Below are 18,383 nucleotides of genomic sequence, written 5' to 3' on the forward strand. Positions count from 1 at the left end.
GGGCCGACGCATGCCGCCACGCGCTCCGGCCCGTCCCACCGCCTTCCTCTTTCCCAGCTTCGCTTCAGTCTCCGCCGCGCTGCGCCAGCGCCAGCTTGTACAGCGCATCGGTACTCGCACCGGTGATCGCGGCAGCCAGCTTGGCCGCGCGCTTGGCGGGCAATTCCGCCAGCAGCAGAGACAGCACGCGCTGTGCTTGCGCGTCGGGCGCCCCGTCATCGGCCGCGTTCGCCGCGGCACCCTCCACCACCAGCACGAATTCGCCCTTGGCGCGCGTGGCTTCGCCCGCCAGCCATGCCGGCGCCTCGGCCACGGTCATCACCGGGGTCTCCTCGAACAGCTTGGTCAGTTCGCGCCCGACCAGCAGCCGGCGCGTGGGCGGCAGGCCCGCGGCCAACGCGGCCAGTGTCTCGGCGATGCGGTGCGGCGCTTCGTACAGGACCCAGGCGTGGTCGAGCGAGGCCAGCGCGGCAATGGCTTCGCCGCGTGCCTTGGGTTTGCTCGGCAGGAAGCCGACGAAGGTGAAGCGGCCGGCGCCGGTGTCGAGCATTTCGCCAGCGACCGACAGCGCCGCCACGGCGGCACTGGGGCCGGGCAGTGGCACCACTGGCAGGCCCGCGGCGCGCACTGCCTCGACCAACCGTGCGCCGGGATCGGAAATGCCCGGCGTGCCGGCATCCGACACATAGGCAATGCACTCGCCCGCAGCCAGGCGCTGCACGATGCGGCCTGCCGCTTCGCGCTCGTTGTGCTCGTGCACGGCGACCAGCGGGCGCTGCAGGCCCACGCGCGACAGCAGTTGGCCGGTGTTGCGCGTGTCTTCGCACGCGATGGCGTCGGCCAGCCCCAGCACATGCAGCGCACGCAGCGACAGGTCCGCCACATTGCCGATCGGAGTCGCCACGACATACAGCGTGCCGGCCGGGTACGACTGGCCGGCCGCCAGCGAGATCCAGTCACTCATGAGAACTTCCGTTGATTCCATCATTCAAAAGCACGACGCAGGCACGCGGCGCGCTGGCTGAGGACCGCGCGCTCGCTCACCTGCAGCGGCACGGCCTGCAGCCCGTGGTGCGCAATTATCGCTGCAAAGGCGGCGAGATCGACCTGGTCATGCGCGCGCCGGACGGCACGCTGGTATTTATAGAGGTGCGCCAGCGCAGCGCGAGCGCGTTTGGCGGCGCCGCGGCCAGCGTGACGCCGGCCAAGCAGCGACGCGTGGTACTGGCGGCGCTGCACTACCTGTCTACGCTGGCGCAGCAGCCACCGTGCCGGTTCGACGTGGTAGCGCTGGCGCCGGGCCGGCTGGAATGGCTGCAGCATGCGTTCGATCTCGACACGGCCGGCGAGATCGGCTGAGTGCGGTTCGGCGGCCGCGCTGGTTCATAATGCGCGGTAACGCGCGGCCCGTGCCGCCACAGTAATAACTAGGCCCCCTCGAGCGATGAGCATCGAAAGCATTCAGCAGCAATTCCTGGACAGCGCGGAAGCCAAGCGGCAGGCCGCGGCCGTGATGGCGCCGTATATCGACGCCGCGGTGGAGCGCATGGTCGGCGCGCTGACCAGTGGCAACAAGATTCTGGTGTGCGGCAACGGCGGTTCGGCCGCCGACGCCCAGCACTTCGCCGCCGAACTGGTCGGCCGCTTCGAACGCGAGCGGCCGGGCCTGGCGGCGATCGCGCTGACCACGGACAGCTCGATCCTGACCGCCATCGGCAATGACTATGACTTCAGCGTGGTGTTCTCCAAGCAGGTCGAGGCGCTGGGCCAGCCCGGCGACATCCTGCTGGCGCTTTCCACGTCGGGCAACTCCGGCAACGTGATCGCCGCGATCGAGGCTGCGCGCCAGCGCGACATGAGCGTGGTCGCGCTGACGGGCAAGGGCGGCGGCCAGATCGGCGCCATGCTCGATGAATTCGATATCCACCTGTGCGTGCCGAACGAGCGGACGGCGCGTGTCCAGGAAGTTCACCTGCTCACCCTGCATTGCCTGTGCGATGGCATCGACGAGGCATTGCTCGGCGAAGCCTGATCCACTTACCCCAGCTACAGCAAGGACAGCATGAAGAATCTGCCTTTCCAGGCCTCCCGCCTGACCCGCATTGCAATGACAGCCGCCGTGCTCGCGGTTGGCACCACCCAGCTCGCCGGCTGCTTCCCGGTGATGGCCGGCGCCGTGGCCAGCGGCGTCGCGGTGGCCACCGACCGTCGCCCGACCGCCACGCAGACCGTGGACCGCGGGCTGCAGATGGAGGCCGACAGCACCCTTAGCTCGCGCTACAACGGCCAGGCGCGCGTGAGCGTCACCGTGTTCAACCGCAAGGTCCTGCTGACCGGCGAAGCCGCGAACGACAACGTGAAGCAGCAGGTCGACCAGTACGTGCGCGGCCTGCCGAATGCGCGCGTGGTCGTCAACGAACTGGAAATCACGTCTTCGCCGTCGTTCATGACGCAGACCCAGGACACCTACCTGACCAGCGCAGTCAAGACCCAGCTCATGACCGCCGAGGGCGTGCCGTCGAACTCCATCAAGATCACCACCGACAAGGGCGTGGTCTACCTGCTGGGCATCGTCACCACGACCGAGGGCGACCGCGCCACGGAAGTCGCCCGCAATACGAGCGGCGTCACCAAGGTGGTCAAGGCTTTCGATTACGTGAGCGAAGCCGAACGCGCGCGCCTGGACCAGGCCTCTACCTCGCAGAATCCGCAGCCGGACGGGACCGTCGGCACACCGGCACCGGTGCAATCGGTGCCGGGCGTGGGTGGTCCGGTCAATGCGCCGGCCAACTCGTCGGCTGCCAATGGCGCTGTCGCGACCCCGGTGACTGCGCCGGTGACCTCGCCGGTGGCGCTGCCGCCGGGCCGCAGCCTGCCCTGAGCAGGACCTGGCCTCTGCGTCGGGCAGCGACTGGCTGCCTGACGTCATGCGTATTTCGCTCCACCCGCCCCCGCGCGATGTGATACGGTTGCCACGCGCCGCCCGCCGGGCGGACCCCGGAGCGAGACCATGACAAGGATCCCCATGCCGGCGGCACTGGCCGCGCTGGCCTTGCCGATTGCGTGCGGCGCCGCTTCCGCGGCCGATACAGACCCCTCGGCACTGCGCGCCCGCAACCACGCCGCTGCCTGCACCAGTTGCCATGGCCCGCAGGGCCGCCCGCCTGCGGGTAGTCCAATTCCGGCGCTGGCCGGACGTCCCCAGTCCGAACTCGTTACCCAGATGCAGGCGTTCAAGGCCGGGACGCGTCCGGCCACCGTCATGCACCAGATCGCCAAGGGCTACAGCGACGAGCAGATCACGGCCATCGCGGCGTGGTTCGCCGCCGTCAGGTAGGAGCGCGCCATGCAACGACGCAACTTTCTGAAGGCGGCCGCCGGCGCCGCTGCACTGGGTACGCTCGGCGCGCGCGCGGCAGCGCCGGCAAAGGTTGTAGTGGTCGGCGGCGGCTACGGCGGTGCCACGGCGGCGCGCTACCTGCGGGAGTGGAGCGGTAACGCCATCGACGTCACGCTGGTGGAGCCGAACGCAGCCTTCGTGTCGTGCCCGCTGTCCAATCTGGTGATCGGCGGCAGCCGGCGCATGGAAGACATCACCGTGCCATACGACGCGCTGGTGCGCCGCCATGGCGTGAAACTCGTGCGCGACAGCGCCGTCGCCATCGATCCCGGCAAACGCACCGTGCGCCTCGCCGGCGACGCGACGCTGCCCTATGACCGCCTGGTGCTCTCGCCCGGCGTCGACATGATGAGCGACGCGCTGCCGGGGCTGCAGCAACCCGGCGGCGATCAGATCCTGCACGCATGGAAGGCCGGTCCGCAGACGCTCGCACTGCGCCGCCAGCTCGAAGCGATGCGCGACGGCGGGACCTTTGTCATCAGCATCCCGCTTGCGCCTTACCGCTGCCCGCCGGGCCCGTACGAGCGCGCGTGCCAGGTCGCGCACTATTTCAGCCGGCACAAGCCCCGCAGCAAGGTGCTGATCCTCGATGCGAATCCGGACATCACCTCCAAGGCAGCGCTGTTCCGCCAGGTGTGGGCGACGCAATACAAGGGCATGGTCGAGTACCGGCCGCAGTACAACGCGGTTGACGTCGATCCGGCGACACGCACGCTCAAGTTCGACGTGCAGGACGATGAGCGCGCCGACGTGCTTAACGTGCTGCCGCCGCAGCGTGCGGGTGCCATTGCCGTATCGGCGGGGCTGGCGACTGCCAATGGCCGTTGGTGCGAGGTCGATTTCCTCACCTTCGAATCGCTCACCGTGCCCAAAATCCATGTGCTCGGCGACGCCATCCAGATCGCTCCGCTGATGCCCAAGTCGGGGCATATGGCGAATCAGCACGGCAAGGTGACGGCCGCAGCCATCGTCGCGCTGCTGTCGGGCGGGACGCCCGATGCGGAGCCGCTCTACAACAACACCTGCTACAGCTTCACGTCCGACCGCGAAGCCGTGCATGTGGCAAGCGTGCATCGCTACGATGCGGCGCAGAAGACGATGATCACGGTGCCTGGATCGGGCGGATTGTCGGCCGCGCCGAACACGCCCGAGGGCGACCTGGCCCTGGCCTGGGCGAAGAGCATTTGGGCCGACATGCTGGGCTAGCCATTCGGCAAAAACCGCAAGAACGTGCAATGCCCCGGGCCGGGGCGCTGCTACGCTGGGGCTTTCCGAATCCGCCCCGCGCTGCACGCCCGTCCGCCATGCAACCCAAAGACCGTCTCCTAGCCCTGGCCATCGTCTGCGTCTGGGGCGTCAACTTTGTCGTCATCAAGGTCGGCTTGGCCGGCGTCCCGCCGATGCTGCTGGGTGCCTTGCGTTTCTGCCTGGTCGTGTTCCCGGCGATCTTCTTCGTGCCGCGCCCTCGCGTACCCCTGCGCATGCTGCTGGCCTACGGAGCGACCATCAGCCTCGGGCAGTTCGCGTTCCTGTTCTATGCGATGGCCGTCGGCATGCCGGCCGGGCTCGCCTCGCTGGTGCTGCAGTCGCAGGTGTTCTTCACGGTCGGCATTGCCGCACTGTGGCTCGGTGAGCCGCTGCGCTGGCATAACGTGGCCGGCATGGTAGTGGCCGCAGGCGGCCTCGTCCTGATCGGCTCGGGCGCTGCAACGGGTACGGGCGGCATGAGCGTCGCCGGCTTCCTGCTGACGCTGTGCGGCGCGGCGAGCTGGGCGACCGGCAATATCGTCAGCAAGAAGATCGGCCCCGTCGACCTGCTGGGTCTCGTGGTGTGGGCGGCGCTGATCCCGATCGTGCCGTTCGCGCTGCTGTCGCTGTGGTTCGAAGGCCCGGCGCGCATTGCCGCCAGCCTGACCCACATCTCCGGATTGGGCGTGTTCGCGGTGCTGTACCTGGCGTTCGCCGCGACGGTGTTCGGCTACACCATGTGGGGCCGGCTGCTGACGCGCTACCCGGCCAGCCAGGTCGCGCCGCTCACGCTGCTGGTGCCGGTAGTGGGGCTGCTGGCCGCGCATGGGCTGCTTGGCGAAGACCTGTCGATGCCCCAGTGGCTCGGCGCGGCGGTGGTCATGGCCGGCCTGCTGCTCAATGTCTTCGGCGGCCGCCTGTGGGTAAGCCGGCGCTTCGCGCGCCGTTGATCGACCGCGAGTTCTGGTGCCGCCGTGCGACTGGCGGCACAATCATGCTGTTCTGCATCAATGGGTAAACACTATATGCGCAATCACGCATATACGAATATATTGGACGGCATGGAAGAGCTGGATCGCGTGTTCGAGAAGGTGTCGGGGTATTTCAGCCTGCTGGCGGAGCCAACGCGGCTGAAGATCCTGCACGCCCTGTGCGATGGCGAGAAGCCGGTGAACACGGTGGTGGAGACGGTGGGTTCGTCCCAGACCAACGTGTCGCGGCATCTCAACGCGATGTACCGCTCGGGCGTGCTGTCGCGCCGCAAGGAGGCGAACCTTGTGTTCTACGCCATTGCGGACGAAAGCGTGGTGGAGCTGTGCCGCATGGTCTGCGTGCAGGTGGCCAGCCGGCTGGAGGACAATGCCTTGGCCTCCGGCGCGGTCGACCGCTTCATGACGCAGCCTGCACCGTCCCCCGCCCGCCGGCGCAAGGCCGCGCAGTAGTCTCGCTCTTCCTGCAAACCGCATCAGAACAGGCGCGCCGCCACCGCGGACGTGCCGGAGGAGACGGCATTGCAGGAACGCATTCCGCGCGGGCGCATCGTGTCCGCGCCCGAGCACTTCGTCAGCACATCGCTGCAGCAGGACATCGCCCGGCACGGCCTCGACAGCCCGCGGCGCGACTTCCTGCGCAAGAGCTTCCTTGGCGCGGCGGCCGGCGTGGCCGCGGCAACGCTGGGCCGGCGCGCGCTGGCTGCCGAGGGCGACCCCGCCATCCTCGAGCCGCAGCCGTGGGCCACGTCGCTGGGCCAGCCGGTGGCGGCACGGCCGTATGGCCAGCCCTCCGTTCATGAGAAAAACCTGGCGCGGCGCGAGTCGCCGGGGCTGACGCGCGTATCGGCCGCCTCGGTCGCGTTCGCGCCGCTGCAAGGGCTGTTCGGCATCATCACGCCCAACGGCCTGCATTTCGAGCGGCACCACCAGGGCTGGCAGGACATCGATCCGGCCCGCCACCGCCTGATGATCAACGGGTTGGTCAAGGCGCCGCGCGTTTATACGATGGACGACCTGATGCGGCTGCCTTCGGTGTCGCGCATGCATTTCATCGAATGCGGCGCCAATACCGGCATGGAGTGGGGCAATGTGGCGGTGCCGACCGTCCAGTACACCCACGGCATGCTGTCCTGCTGCGAATTCACGGGTGTGCCGCTCAAGGTGCTGCTCGACGATGCCGGCGCGGACCTGCGCCGAGGCAAATACCTGCTTGCCGAAGGCGGCGACGGCTCGGGCATGACGCGCACGATCCCGATGGAGCTGGCCGACGAGATCATCGTCGCCTGGGGCATGAATGGCGAGATGCTGCGTCCCGAGAACGGCTACCCGCTGCGGCTGGTGGTGCCGGGCGTCCAGGGTGTGTCGTGGGTCAAATGGCTGCGCCGGCTGGAACTGGGCGACCAGCCGTGGAACGCCAAGGACGAGACCATCCATTACGTCGACATGATGCCGGACGGCAAGCTGCGTCAGTACACGTCGATCCAGGAGTGCAAGTCCGTCATCACGTCGCCATCCGGCGGGCAGCAGATGGTCGGCAAGGGCTTCTACAACATCAGCGGACTCGCGTGGTCCGGGCGCGGACGGATACGCCGCGTCGATGTCTCGACCGACGGTGGCCGCAACTGGCGCACCGCGCGGCTGGAAACGCCGGTGCTGTCCAAGTGCCTGACGCGCTTCAACCTCGACTGGGTCTGGGACGGCGGCCCGGCCATCCTGCAAAGCCGCGCGATCGACGAAACCGGCTACGTGCAGCCGAAGATGGCGCAGCTGCGCGCGGTACGCGGCACGCGCTCGATCTATCACAACAACGCCATCCAGAGCTGGCAGGTGGCGCAGGGCGGGGAGGTGTCCAATGTCCACGTGGGCTGACACCGCACGCGTGCTGATGCTCGCCGCCGGATGCCTGGTCACGGCGGCCTGGGCGGGGACTAGCGACACCGCCGCCGCACGCGCGGCGCTGGGCCGCACCGCCACGGCGGCCGAGGTCGCCGCCTGGGACATCGACGTACGCCCTGACTTCCAGGGCTTGCCCAAGGGCAGCGGCACGGTGTCGCAGGGCCAGAAGATCTGGGACGGCAAGTGCGCATCCTGCCATGGCGACTTCGGCGAATCGAACGAGGTGTTCTCGCCGATCGTCGGCGGCACGACGGCCGACGACATCCGCACCGGCCGTGTCGCGGCGATGACCGGCAACCAGCCATACCGCACGACGCTGATGAAGGTCAGCACGGTCAGCACGCTCTGGGACTACATCCACCGCGCGATGCCATGGAATGCGCCGCGCAGCCTGAGCGCCGACGATGTCTATGCCGTCACGGCGTATCTGCTGAACCTCGGCGAGATCGTCCCGGCCGATTTCACGCTCTCGGACGCCAACATCGCCGAAGTCCAGCGCAAGATGCCGAACCGCAACGGCATGACTACGGACCATGGCATGTGGCCCGGCCGTGGCCGGCCCGACACGCGCAACACGGCCTGCATGAAGGACTGCGAAGCGACAGTGAAGGTCGTCTCGGCGATGCCGGCGTACGCGCGCGATGCGCATGGCGACCTGTCCCAGCAACAACGCGGGTTTGGGCCAACGCGCGGCGTCGCAGCAGTGACGACCCCGGCGACAGTGGCTTCGGCGCCGGTAGCGCCCGGCGCCAAGCTCACCGGCCAGTACCAGTGCATGGCCTGCCATGCACTCGACCGGAAAGTGGTCGGCCCGTCATTTTCGGATATCGCCAGCAAATACCGCGGCCAGGGTGACGCGCACGCCGCGCTGGAGCGCAAGGTCAAGGCCGGCGGGCAGGGCGCATGGGGCAACGTGCCGATGCCGCCGCAGCCCCAGATCCCCGATTCGGACATCCGTGCCATGGTGGGGTGGATTCTTGAGGCAAAATAGCGGGCTGGCCGCTGGAGTGCCCCCAGGCGGCGGCCAGAGTGTGTTGTGCCGCAACGCAGTCCGGTTGTGGCGTGGCCTTTGCCGTCCCCACGGCTTTACAAAGCTTGGAGCTTAATAATGAAGCAGTTTGTCATCGCAGCGCTGATGCTGGGCGCCGCCGCATCGGCCCACGCGGTCGATGCCGCCAAGGCACAGGAGATCGCCAACAAGAACGCCTGCATGGGTTGCCACCAGGTCGACAAGAAGCTGGTTGGCCCGGCCTACAAGGACGTGGCCGCCAAGTACAAGGGCGACAAGAACGCCCTTGCGACCCTGACCAAGAAGGTCAAGGCCGGTGGTTCGGGCGTCTGGGGCCCGGTGCCGATGCCCGCGAACGCCGGTCTGAGCGACGCTGACGCGAAGACCGTGGTCGAGTGGGTGCTGGCTGGCGCGCCGGCCAAGTAAGCAAGGCCCGCAAGGGCAGACAAACCGATGCAACAGGCTGGCCGGCATCCGTCGCGCGGGCCTGGATACAGAGCACAGCGGCCGGCAATGCACCGGCCGCATGCAGCAAGCACCGCCCCAAGCGGTCAACCACGACTGGGAACGGAGTAGCCGGAGAGCAAAGCACAATGAATTCGAAACGACGAGAAGTACTGCGGGTCACCGCTGTCCTGTCGCTGATGGCCGCAACGGGTCTGATCACCGAAGCGCAGGCAGCCGAGTGGAACAAGACCGCTTTTGACGGAAAGAGCGTAGCCGATGTCATCAAGGCCCTCGGCGGCAGTGGCACGGAAAAGAGCAGCGCCATCACCTTCAACGCCCCGGACATCGCCGAGAACGGCGCCGTGGTGCCGGTGGCGGTGACCAGCACGATCCCGGATACCGAGCAGATCGCGATCCTGGTCGAAAAGAACCCCAACACGCTGGCCGCGGATTTCGTGATCCCGGCGGGCACCGAACCATTCGTCTCCACGCGCGTGAAGATGGGCCAGACCTCCGTGGTGTACGCCGCGGTCAAGGCCGGCGGCAAGTGGTACGTGGCATCCAAGGAAATCAAGGTCACCTTGGGCGGCTGCGGCGGCTGAGCCCCGCGCCCCGCCAATCCACGATCATCTGCAACAGGAGAGAACCATGGCAGACCCGATGCGCGTACGCGCCACCGAAAACGGCGGCGTAGTCGACGTCAAGATTCTGATGAAGCACGACATGGAAACCGGCCAGCGCAAGGACAGCGCCGGCAAGACCGTTCCGGCGTGGCATATCCAGACCGTGAGCGCCCAGTGCAAGGGCAAGGAAGTGTTCCGCGCCCAGTTCGGGCCGGCGGTGTCGAAGGACCCGTTCCTGAACTTCAAGTTCAAGGGCGGCGCCAAGGGCGACAAGGTCACAGTGACCTGGATCGACAACCGCGGCGACAAGCGCACCGACGAAGCAACCATCGCCTGATGCCCGCCCGGCGCGGCCGGCCGTCGTCTGCTATGGTTCTGGTCGGAAACTGACCTCGGAAACAATCATGCGGCGAGCATTTATTCGGGCATCGGCGGCGCTGGCCGCCATCGGACTGGCGGCAAAGGCATCGGCGCAAGCTGCGCCAGCCGCGTCCGCAGGCAAGGGCAAGCGCGTCAAGGTGGTGTACCAGCTTTCGGAAGGCATCGACCAGGCGGTGCGCGCAATGGGCAATCTGCGCAACCACCTGAACGGCGCGCCCGATACGAAGATCGTCGTGGTCGCGTTCGGCTACGGCGTGGATTTCCTGGTGGAAGGCGCCAAGGATTCGCGCGGCAACACCTTTGAAGGCCCCGTGGGCGCGCTGGCTTCGGCCGGCGTCGAGTTCCGCGTGTGCCGCAATACGCTGACGGCTCGCAAGATTTCCGAATCGAGCCTGCTGATGGAAACGAAGATCGTACCGGCCGGCGTGGTGGAGATTGCCCGCCTGCAGTTTGACGAAGGCTACGCCTACATCAAGCCTTGAGGACGGCCCGGGCAAGGGAAGGCCCGGAGACAGAAGAACAACCCGGCGCGCGAGCGGCCGGGAGGAGAAGCCCCCAATGACCAAGATCCGACGCCTGGCCACGGGCGCCGCGCTGGCCGCGGCCGGCGCCACCGCGCTGACCCTGGCGGCCGCCGTGCACGCGCAGGGCAGCACCGCCGACGAAATCGCCAAGTACCGCCAGATGCTGGCCGAAGGCAATCCTGCCGAGCTGTGGGAAGCCGCCGGCGAAGAGCTGTGGAAAAAGCCCGCCGGCCCGAAGAACGCCTCGCTCGAACAGTGCGACCTGGGCAAGGGCCCGGGCGTGACCAAGGGCGCCTACGCTGAACTGCCGCGCTACTTCAAGGACGCCGGCAAGGTCATGGACCTGGAACAGCGCCTGGCCTACTGCCGCGTGACGCTGCAAGGCCTGACCAAGGAAGAGGCGATGGCCAACCCGTTCTCGTCCTCGGGCAAGCCGTCGGACATCGAGCGCCTGGCCTCGTACCTGACGGCCGAATCGCGCGGCGTGAAGATGAACGTCCAGCTCAGCCACCCGGAAGAGCAGCGCACCTATGCGCTCGGCCAGAAGATGTTCTTCTACCGCGGCGGCGCCTATGACTTCGCCTGCGCCACGTGCCATGCCGTGGACGGCCAGCGCATCCGCCTGCAAGACCTGCCGAACCTGCTGACCGAGAAGGGCGCGCAGGCGGCCTACACCACGTGGCCCGCCTACCGCGTCTCGCAGGGCGAGGTACGCACCATGCAGCATCGCCTGTACGACTGCCTGCGCCAGCAGCGCTTTCCCGAGCCCGCCTACGGTTCGGACGTGATCACCGCCCTCACCATGTTCCTGGCCAGGAACGCGAACGGCGGCACCTACGATGGCCCCGCCATGAAGCGCTGACGAGCACGGGAGACGAACATGCAACGATTCACCAAGCAATACGGCGTGTGGCTCGCGGCTGTGCTGGCGCTGGCCGCCAGCACTGGCGCCGTCGCGCAGGACAATGCCAAGGCCAAGCCGGCGGCAAAGGGCAAGCCCGCCGCCGTGAGCAGCGCCGACATGAAGCACCTGATCGAGGGCTCGTTCTCGTCGAAGGGCCCGGCCACCGTCGAAGGCGTGCTCAACCAGGACGCCATGCAGCAGGCCTGCAGCCAGTACCCGGACCGCAGCAAGGTGCCGGCGACCACGGCCAAGAAGATCGAAGCGGGCGAGCTCAAGCAGGTGAAATATCCCGCTGACGGCAAGTGGCTCGGCGACTGGAAGGAAGGCGAGAAGATCGCGCAGAACGGCCGCGGCATGCAGTTCTCCGACCAGGTGGGCGGCACCAACGGCGGCAACTGCTACGCGTGCCACCAGATGACCAAGGCCGAGATCTCGTTCGGCAATATCGGCCCGTCGCTGTACCAGTACGGCAAGCTGCGCGGCAATTCCGATGACGTGGTCAAGTACACGTGGGGCAAGATCTGGGACTCCAGCGCCTATGCTGCGTGCTCCAACATGCCGCGCTTCGGCCACAAGGGCATCCTGACGGAAGCGCAGATCCGCGACGTGATGGCACTGCTGCTGGACCCGGCTTCGCCGGTCAACCAGTAAGGGCACGGGCATGCTGCACGTACGCGCATCCTTCATCGCGTGGCTGCTGGCTTTCGGCCTGATGGCCGGGGCGAGCGGCGCCGGCGCGCTGGAGGTGGGCGACACGGTGCGGCTGCCCGATGTGCAGACGCTTGACGGCCGCACCGTGAGCGCCGCATCGCTCGCCGGCAAGCCGCTGATCGTCGAGGTGTGGGCGTCGTGGTGCCCGTTCTGCGCCTTGCAGAACCCGCGGCTGCAGAAGCTCTACGAGCGCACGCGCGGCACGCCGCTGCAGGTGCTGACTATCAGCATCGACAAGGATCCGCGCGAAGCCACCGAATACCTGCGCAAGCGCGGCTACACCTTCCCGGCCACCATGGACTCGCCCGCGCTGCGCAGCGTGTTCAGCCCGCGCAAGGGCCTGCCCGAGCTGTACGTGATCGACGCGCGCGGCCGCGTGGTGCAGAAGGAAGTGGGCGAGATGCTGGAAGACGAGGTCGCAGCGCTCGACCGCTACGCAAAGCCCTGAATCAGTGCCTTGCCAGGCGCTGACGCATATCGGCGCACGGCCAAACATGAAACCGATGCCGGAAGCGCCTTGCATGCCTTGCAGCGCGCGCACCAGCACGCCGATTCCACAGGAAGAGACGACATGAACCGACGCGAGTTCCTGCAGGTGCTGGCCATCGCCGGCGCCAGCGGCATGAGCTTCCCCGCCAGCGCGGCCCAGGCGGCGAAATCCGCCGAGGCCATGTACGACCTGCCGCGCTTCGGCAATGTCCACCTGCTGCACTTTACCGACTGCCACGCGCAGCTGCGGCCGGTGTATTTCCGCGAACCGAACGTCAACCTTGGCATCGGCGCCTATGCCGGCAAGCCACCGCATCTCGTCGGCGACGCGCTGCTGCGCCACTACGGTATTCGCCCCGGCACGCCGCAAGCCCACGCGTTCACGTACCTCGACTTCACTGAAGCCGCGCAGCGCTATGGCAAGGTCGGCGGGTTTGCCCACCTGGCTACGCTGGTCAAGCGCATGAAGGCCAGCCGCCCCGGCGCGCTGCTGCTCGACGGCGGAGACACCTGGCAAGGCTCCGCCACCGCGTTGTGGACCAAGGGCCAGGACATGGTCGACGCGGCGCTCGCGCTCGGCGTCAACGTCATGACGCCGCACTGGGAAATGACGCTCGGTGCCGACCGCGTCAAGGAAATCGTCGAGAAGGACTTCAAGGACAAGGTCTCGTTCCTCGCCCAGAACATCAAGACCAACGACTTCGGCGACCCGGTCTTCGACCCATACGTGATGCGCGACATCAACGGCGTCGCGGTCGCCATCATCGGCCAGGCCTTCCCGTACACGCCGATCGCCAATCCGCGCTACTTCGTGCCGGACTGGACCTTCGGCATCCAGGAAGAAAACCTGCAGCAAGTCATCGATGATGCGCGCACCAAGGGCGCGCAGGTGGTCGTGCTGCTGTCGCACAACGGCATGGACGTCGACCTGAAGCTCGCCTCGCGCGTGCGCGGCCTCGACGCGATCCTCGGCGGCCACACCCATGACGGCATGCCGGCGCCGGTACCGGTGAAGAACGCCGGCGGCACCACGCTGGTCACCAATGCCGGCTCCAACGGCAAGTTCCTCGGCGTGCTGGACTTTGACGTCAAGAACGGCAAGGTGACGGACTTCCGCTACCGCCTGCTGCCGGTGTTCGCCAACTACCTGCCGGCCGATCCCGCAATGGACGCGCTGATCACGAAGGTCCGCGCGCCGTACGAACAGAAGCTCGGCGAGGTTCTGGCAGTGAACCGTGGCCTGCTGTACCGGCGCGGCAACTTCAACGGCACCTTCGACCAGCTGATCCTCGATGGCCTGATGGAAGTGCAGGGCGCACAGATCGCGTTCTCGCCGGGCTTCCGCTGGGGCACCTCGCTGCTGCCGGGCCAGGCCATCACCATGGAACACCTGATGGACCAGACCGCCATCACGTACCCGTACACCACTGTGACGGACATGAGCGGCGACACCATCAAGACCATCCTCGAAGACGTGGCCGACAACCTGTTCAACCCGGACCCGTACTATCAGCAGGGCGGCGACATGGTGCGCGTGGGCGGGCTGCAGTACACCATCGACCCCAACGCCGGCATGGGCAAACGCATCCGCGACATGCGCCTGAACGGCCAGCCTTTGGATGCCGCCAAAACCTACAAGGTAGCCGGCTGGGCGCCTGTGGCCGAGGAAGCGAAACAAGCCGGCGGTGCGCCAATCTGGGACGTCATGGCCCAATGGCTGCGCGCCAACAAGGAGGTCAGCGCCCGGCCGCTGAACCAGCCGCGCGTGGTCGGCATGGAGCGAAATCCAGGCATGGCGGCCTGATGTTGCGCGCGATCCTCACCCCGGCGGGTACGGATTGAAGCGCTCGAAGGAAGTAGGCTACAATCGTTCGCGACGGGCCGATAGCTCAGCTGGGAGAGCGCTGCGTTCGCAATGCAGAGGTCGGGAGTTCGATCCTCCTTCGGTCCACCAAATACAAAGGGCTCGGAATTCGTTCCGAGCCCTTTTCGTTTTCCCGTTCCCGTTTCGGCGCCAAGGCCCGCCTCACGCCACCTTCTGCCCCCGCCTGGCCTTCATCGCCGAAGGCCGTACCTGTTGCAGCGCTCTCAACGACTGCAACGCATCTTCCACCGCCTCGATCCCATCCCGCAACCGCGCCGTGGCATAGCCAAGCCGGCTTTGTGCATCGGGGTCTGGCGCGGATAGCTGTTCGAGCGTGTCGACCTCCGCCTGCATCTGGCCGATCAGGCGGCGTAACTGGGATGTGCTGTGCGAAGCAAGCGACCGAATAGCCATGCGGACTCCTCGGACGTCATTGGCGACGCCCAATTTGTACCGTAGTACGTCACAGGAAGTTCGCCAGTGCTGTTACGTCTCCATACACCTGTGTCGTCTCGCGCATACAACGGCCGCATGTCAGGCCATCGTCAGTCCATTGCTGCGTGGGCCAGGTCTGTCGGCGCTTGTCTGACCGGGCGCACGAGCAGGATCAGCGGTACCACCAGCAGCGTGGCGATGAACATCGCCTTGAAGTCGTTGAGGTAGGCGATCATCGACGCCTGCTGGGTGATGGCATGGTTCAGCGCTACCAGGTCGGTGCGCGAGCCGTTTGCGACCATCGACTGCAGGTTCGGGTTGTAGACGCTGACATGCGCGGCCAGGTCGGCGTGCGCGATTTGCGTGTTGCGTGTCATCAGCGCCTGGATGACGGAGATGCCGATGCTGCTGCCGATATTGCGCACCAGGCTGTAGGTGGCAGTGCCGTCGGCACGCAGATCCGGCCGCAGCGTGGAGAACGTCAGCGCGCTCAGTGGCACAAACACGAGTCCCAGCCCGAAGCCCTGGATCACGCCGGGCCAGACGATATCGGACATCGACAGCACGATGGTGTAGTGCATCATCTGCCACAGCGCGAACGCCGAGATCAGGAAGCCCGACAGGAGCAGCAGCCGCGCATCGATGCGGCGCAGCAAACGGCCGGCCAGCAGCATTGCCACCATGGTGCCGGCGCCGCTCGGCGCGGTGACAAGACCAGTGGTCGCCACGGGATACTGCATCAGCCCTTGCAGCATCGGCGGCAGCAGTGCACGCGTGGCGTACATGACCGCCCCGATGACGAAGATGAAACACGTGCCCGTGGCGAAGTTGCGGTCCTTCAGCAGTTCGAACCGGAAGAACGACTTCGAGCCTGCCGTCGCCGTGTGCACGATGAAATAGGCAAAGCTGATCACTGCGAGCAGCGCTTCGATGCGGATTTCCAGCGAACTGAACCAGTCGAGCTGTTCGCCGCGGTCGAGCATGGCCTGGAGCGCGCCGATGGCCAGGCTCAGCGTGGCAAAGCCGAATGCGTCGAACTTGATCTCCCTGCGCGGCTCCCGGGCGGGCAGGAACGACATGACGCCGAACATGGCAAACGCGCCGATCGGCACGTTGATGAAGAACACCCAGCGCCAGTTGTAGCTGTCGGTCAGCCAGCCACCCAGCGTCGGCCCGAGGATCGGGCCGACCATCACGCCCATGCCCCACACCGCCATGGCCTGCCCCTGGCGCGATGGCGGGTTGATGTCGAGCAGGATCGACTGCGATAGCGGCACCAGCGATGCGCCGAAGATGCCTTGCAGCAGGCGCGCGGCGACCATTTGCGGCAGCGTCTCGGCCAGCCCGCAGAACGCCGATGCCACCGTGAAGCCACCGATGGCGATCAGCAACAGCCGCTTCACGCCGAGCCGGTCGGACAACCAGCCGGTCAGTGGCGTGGCGATGGCTGCGGCGACGATGTAGGACGTCAGCACCCACGTGATCTCGTCCTGCGATGCAGAGAGCGTGCCCTGCATGTGCGGCAACGCGACGTTGGCAATGGTGCTGTCCAGCGTCTGGATCAGCGTTGCCAGCATGATCGAGACGGTGATCATGGGCCGGTTCAGCGGCGTGTCGGCGCCGGCCGGCTGGGCTAGGGAGGACATGAAGCGCGCGGGGGCTGTTTTATTGATAAGCGTGCTTATTATATGACCGGGTGGGAGCGCGGTGGCGGGTCGCGTTGGCCCGGTGTGCCGAACCCTTCACTGTCACGGTTCTTCGGCTATAGTCGCGCGATGGAATCGGAATCCGAAAAACGCCTTGGCTTCCTGGTGACCGACGTGGGCCGCTTGTGCGGCAAGCGGTTCGACGACCTGGCGAAGTCCAAGCTGGACCTCACGCGCGCGCAGTGCCGCGCGCTCGCCTACCTCGGCCACCATGGCGAAATCAACCAGGCCAGCCTGGCCGACATCCTCGATGTGGCACCGATCTCGGCCGGCCGACTGCTCGACCGCATGGAAGAGGGCGGGTGGATCGTGCGCCGCCCGAATCCCGACGACCGCCGCGAACGGCTGGTGCAGATGACGGCGAAGGCACGCAAGGCGCTAGGGCAGGCGCGGCTCGTCGGCGACGAGATCGCTGCGGAAGCCCTGCGCGGCTTCACCCCGCAGGAGCACGAGCAACTGATTGCGCTGCTGCAACGCGTGCGCGCCAACCTGGTCGACGCGGTCGAGCGATGACTCCCATGCCCATCCAGGACATTCCTTCGGGCCCGGGCGCCGACGCGCACGCCGATTACCTGGCCGGCCGGCGCAGCACGCTGGTCAGCGTCGGCGTCAATATCGGCCTGAGCGCGGCCCAGGCCGCGGCCGGCCTGTGGGCGGGCTCGCAGGCGCTGCTCGCGGATGCGCTGCATTCGCTGTCCGACCTGATGTCCGACTTCGTGGTGCTGCTGGCCGGCCACCACGGACGCAAGGGACCGGATGCCGACCACCAGTATGGTCACCGCCGCTATGAAACCGCCGCCTCGCTGGTGCTCGGTTGCCTGCTGCTCGCGGTGGGTGTCGGCATGTTGTGGGCGGCGGTCGGCAAGATCCAGCATCCGCAGGGCGCGGGGGCGGTCAAGCCGATCGCGCTCTGGGTCGCCGTGGTCGCGCTGCTGTCCAAGGAATTGCTGTTCCGCTATATGCTGGCCGTCGCCAAACGCGTGCGCTCCGGCATGCTGGTCGCCAATGCCTGGCACGCGCGCTCGGACGCCGCATCTTCGCTGGTCGTGGCCCTCGGCATCGGCGGCAACCTGCTTGGCTACCACGTACTGGACCCGGTCGCCGCAATCGTGGTCGGCCTGATGGTCTCGCGCATGGGCTGGAAGTTCGGCTGGGATGCGCTCAACGACCTCATGGACCGCGCCGCCGATACCGAAACCGTCGCCGCGATCCGGCAGACCATGCTCGAAACCCCGGGCGTGCTCGGCGTGCACGACCTGCGCACGCGCAAGATGGGCGACCAGGTGCTGGTCGACGTGCATCTCGAGATCAACGCCAACCTGACCGTGGCGGAAGGCCACGCGATCGCAGCGGAAGCACATCAACGCACGGTGGACCGCCACCACGTGCTAAGCGTGATGACACACGTCGACCCCGTATACGTCCCTGCATCCGAAGCCCGCAGCTGAGGAGCCTGTGGATATCTCCGCCCTGTGCTGGGGATAACTGCATGGAAAGGCTGTGGTCCGGCTGGGGGCGCGCTGTGGGGCGTATACGTACAACGTTTACCTTGTTTCGTCGACGTATACGTCCGCTCCCGGATATTCAGGTGCAACCGCCATCCCGCACACGGGTTGTCTTTCTTGCAACCTGTTGATCCTGAAGGGAAAAAGACTGTTATCCACGGCCGAAGGCCACGTTTACCTACTACTACTATTTATGTATACGTAAACAGTTTTAAGAAAAGACATCAGATGGTTCCTGCCGAACGCGGG

At 66.8% G+C, this 18,383-nt stretch carries 22 protein-coding genes and 1 tRNA gene; 20 read left to right on the forward strand and 3 right to left on the reverse strand.

Features of this window, described 5'->3' with window-relative positions; genetic code table 11:
* Positions 1 to 64 precede the first annotated feature (64 nt).
* Entirely contained in the window at positions 65 to 964 is a 900-nt protein-coding gene (gene rsmI / locus KHO41_RS29945; RefSeq protein WP_211956868.1) for a 16S rRNA (cytidine(1402)-2'-O)-methyltransferase, read from the reverse strand.
* Between the two features lie 11 nt (positions 965 to 975).
* Here rsmI and KHO41_RS29950 point away from each other — a divergent pair, with 11 nt between their 5' ends.
* The 18 genes from KHO41_RS29950 (at position 976) to KHO41_RS30035 (ending at position 14,578) form a co-directional block, all read left to right on the forward strand.
* Positions 976 to 1,359 (forward strand): YraN family protein, encoded by a 384-nt coding sequence (locus tag KHO41_RS29950; RefSeq protein ID WP_211956869.1) that lies wholly within the window; start codon positions 976 to 978, stop codon positions 1,357 to 1,359.
* Between the two features lie 85 nt (positions 1,360 to 1,444).
* Complete coding sequence (locus KHO41_RS29955; RefSeq protein WP_011299392.1) at positions 1,445 to 2,032, forward strand: phosphoheptose isomerase; 588 nt, start codon at positions 1,445 to 1,447, stop codon at positions 2,030 to 2,032.
* A 75-nt stretch (positions 2,033 to 2,107) separates the two neighbouring features.
* Positions 2,108 to 2,881, forward strand: a complete 774-nt coding sequence (locus KHO41_RS29960; RefSeq protein ID WP_376989838.1) for a BON domain-containing protein — start codon at positions 2,108 to 2,110, stop codon at positions 2,879 to 2,881.
* Between the two features lie 129 nt (positions 2,882 to 3,010).
* The gene (locus KHO41_RS29965) at positions 3,011 to 3,337 is read left to right on the forward strand and encodes a c-type cytochrome (RefSeq protein ID WP_211956871.1); all 327 of its coding nucleotides are present in this window, start codon (positions 3,011 to 3,013) and stop codon (positions 3,335 to 3,337) included.
* 9 nt (positions 3,338 to 3,346) lie between these two features.
* Positions 3,347 to 4,606, forward strand: a complete 1,260-nt coding sequence (locus tag KHO41_RS29970) for an NAD(P)/FAD-dependent oxidoreductase (RefSeq protein ID WP_211956872.1) — start codon at positions 3,347 to 3,349, stop codon at positions 4,604 to 4,606.
* 98 nt (positions 4,607 to 4,704) lie between these two features.
* Positions 4,705 to 5,598 (forward strand): EamA family transporter, encoded by an 894-nt coding sequence (locus KHO41_RS29975; RefSeq protein ID WP_211956873.1) that lies wholly within the window; start codon positions 4,705 to 4,707, stop codon positions 5,596 to 5,598.
* A gap of 75 nt (positions 5,599 to 5,673) precedes the next feature.
* Positions 5,674 to 6,090 (forward strand): ArsR/SmtB family transcription factor, encoded by a 417-nt coding sequence (locus tag KHO41_RS29980; protein WP_211956874.1) that lies wholly within the window; start codon positions 5,674 to 5,676, stop codon positions 6,088 to 6,090.
* Positions 6,091 to 6,159: 69 nt separating this feature from the next.
* Positions 6,160 to 7,509, forward strand: a complete 1,350-nt coding sequence (gene soxC, locus KHO41_RS29985; protein ID WP_211956875.1) for a sulfite dehydrogenase — start codon at positions 6,160 to 6,162, stop codon at positions 7,507 to 7,509.
* The gene (locus KHO41_RS29990) at positions 7,493 to 8,527 is read left to right on the forward strand and encodes a c-type cytochrome (protein WP_211956876.1); all 1,035 of its coding nucleotides are present in this window, start codon (positions 7,493 to 7,495) and stop codon (positions 8,525 to 8,527) included. Before soxC ends, KHO41_RS29990 begins: the two co-directional genes overlap by 17 nt.
* 117 nt (positions 8,528 to 8,644) lie before the next feature.
* Entirely contained in the window at positions 8,645 to 8,971 is a 327-nt protein-coding gene (locus KHO41_RS29995; RefSeq protein WP_211956877.1) for a c-type cytochrome, read from the forward strand.
* Between the two features lie 167 nt (positions 8,972 to 9,138).
* Positions 9,139 to 9,594 (forward strand): thiosulfate oxidation carrier protein SoxY, encoded by a 456-nt coding sequence (gene soxY / locus KHO41_RS30000; RefSeq protein ID WP_211956878.1) that lies wholly within the window; start codon positions 9,139 to 9,141, stop codon positions 9,592 to 9,594.
* Positions 9,595 to 9,640: 46 nt separating this feature from the next.
* Positions 9,641 to 9,952 (forward strand): thiosulfate oxidation carrier complex protein SoxZ, encoded by a 312-nt coding sequence (gene soxZ, locus KHO41_RS30005; RefSeq protein ID WP_211956879.1) that lies wholly within the window; start codon positions 9,641 to 9,643, stop codon positions 9,950 to 9,952.
* 67 nt (positions 9,953 to 10,019) lie between these two features.
* On the forward strand, positions 10,020 to 10,478 hold the full coding sequence (locus KHO41_RS30010; protein WP_211956880.1) for a DsrE family protein: 459 nt from the start codon (positions 10,020 to 10,022) through the stop codon (positions 10,476 to 10,478).
* Positions 10,479 to 10,554: 76 nt separating this feature from the next.
* Positions 10,555 to 11,382 carry a sulfur oxidation c-type cytochrome SoxA gene (soxA, locus tag KHO41_RS30015; protein ID WP_211956881.1) on the forward strand — a complete coding sequence of 276 codons (828 nt, stop codon included), beginning with the start codon at positions 10,555 to 10,557 and terminating at the stop codon, positions 11,380 to 11,382.
* Between the two features lie 18 nt (positions 11,383 to 11,400).
* Entirely contained in the window at positions 11,401 to 12,075 is a 675-nt protein-coding gene (gene soxX, locus KHO41_RS30020; RefSeq protein ID WP_211956882.1) for a sulfur oxidation c-type cytochrome SoxX, read from the forward strand.
* 10 nt (positions 12,076 to 12,085) lie between these two features.
* Positions 12,086 to 12,583, forward strand: coding sequence for a TlpA family protein disulfide reductase (locus KHO41_RS30025; protein WP_211956883.1), 498 nt, complete (start codon positions 12,086 to 12,088; stop codon positions 12,581 to 12,583).
* 123 nt (positions 12,584 to 12,706) lie between these two features.
* Positions 12,707 to 14,428 carry a thiosulfohydrolase SoxB gene (soxB, locus tag KHO41_RS30030; RefSeq protein WP_211956884.1) on the forward strand — a complete coding sequence of 574 codons (1,722 nt, stop codon included), beginning with the start codon at positions 12,707 to 12,709 and terminating at the stop codon, positions 14,426 to 14,428.
* Positions 14,429 to 14,502: 74 nt separating this feature from the next.
* A tRNA-Ala gene (locus tag KHO41_RS30035) sits at positions 14,503 to 14,578 on the forward strand.
* Between the two features lie 72 nt (positions 14,579 to 14,650).
* On the opposite strand, the gene KHO41_RS30040 is transcribed toward KHO41_RS30035, so the two are convergent.
* Positions 14,651 to 14,902 (reverse strand): hypothetical protein, encoded by a 252-nt coding sequence (locus tag KHO41_RS30040; protein WP_211956885.1) that lies wholly within the window; start codon positions 14,900 to 14,902, stop codon positions 14,651 to 14,653.
* Positions 14,903 to 15,033: 131 nt separating this feature from the next.
* The gene (locus KHO41_RS30045; RefSeq protein WP_211956886.1) at positions 15,034 to 16,569 is read right to left on the reverse strand and encodes a DHA2 family efflux MFS transporter permease subunit; all 1,536 of its coding nucleotides are present in this window, start codon (positions 16,567 to 16,569) and stop codon (positions 15,034 to 15,036) included.
* A gap of 129 nt (positions 16,570 to 16,698) precedes the next feature.
* On the opposite strand from KHO41_RS30045, the gene KHO41_RS30050 reads away from it, so the two are divergent.
* The gene (locus KHO41_RS30050) at positions 16,699 to 17,142 is read left to right on the forward strand and encodes a MarR family winged helix-turn-helix transcriptional regulator (RefSeq protein ID WP_211956887.1); all 444 of its coding nucleotides are present in this window, start codon (positions 16,699 to 16,701) and stop codon (positions 17,140 to 17,142) included.
* A 5-nt stretch (positions 17,143 to 17,147) separates the two neighbouring features.
* The gene (locus KHO41_RS30055; RefSeq protein ID WP_211956888.1) at positions 17,148 to 18,077 is read left to right on the forward strand and encodes a cation diffusion facilitator family transporter; all 930 of its coding nucleotides are present in this window, start codon (positions 17,148 to 17,150) and stop codon (positions 18,075 to 18,077) included.
* Positions 18,078 to 18,383: the final 306 nt, after the last annotated feature.

The sequence above is a fragment of the Cupriavidus numazuensis genome (assembly GCF_905397435.1).
Lineage (GTDB): Bacteria > Pseudomonadota > Gammaproteobacteria > Burkholderiales > Burkholderiaceae > Cupriavidus > Cupriavidus numazuensis.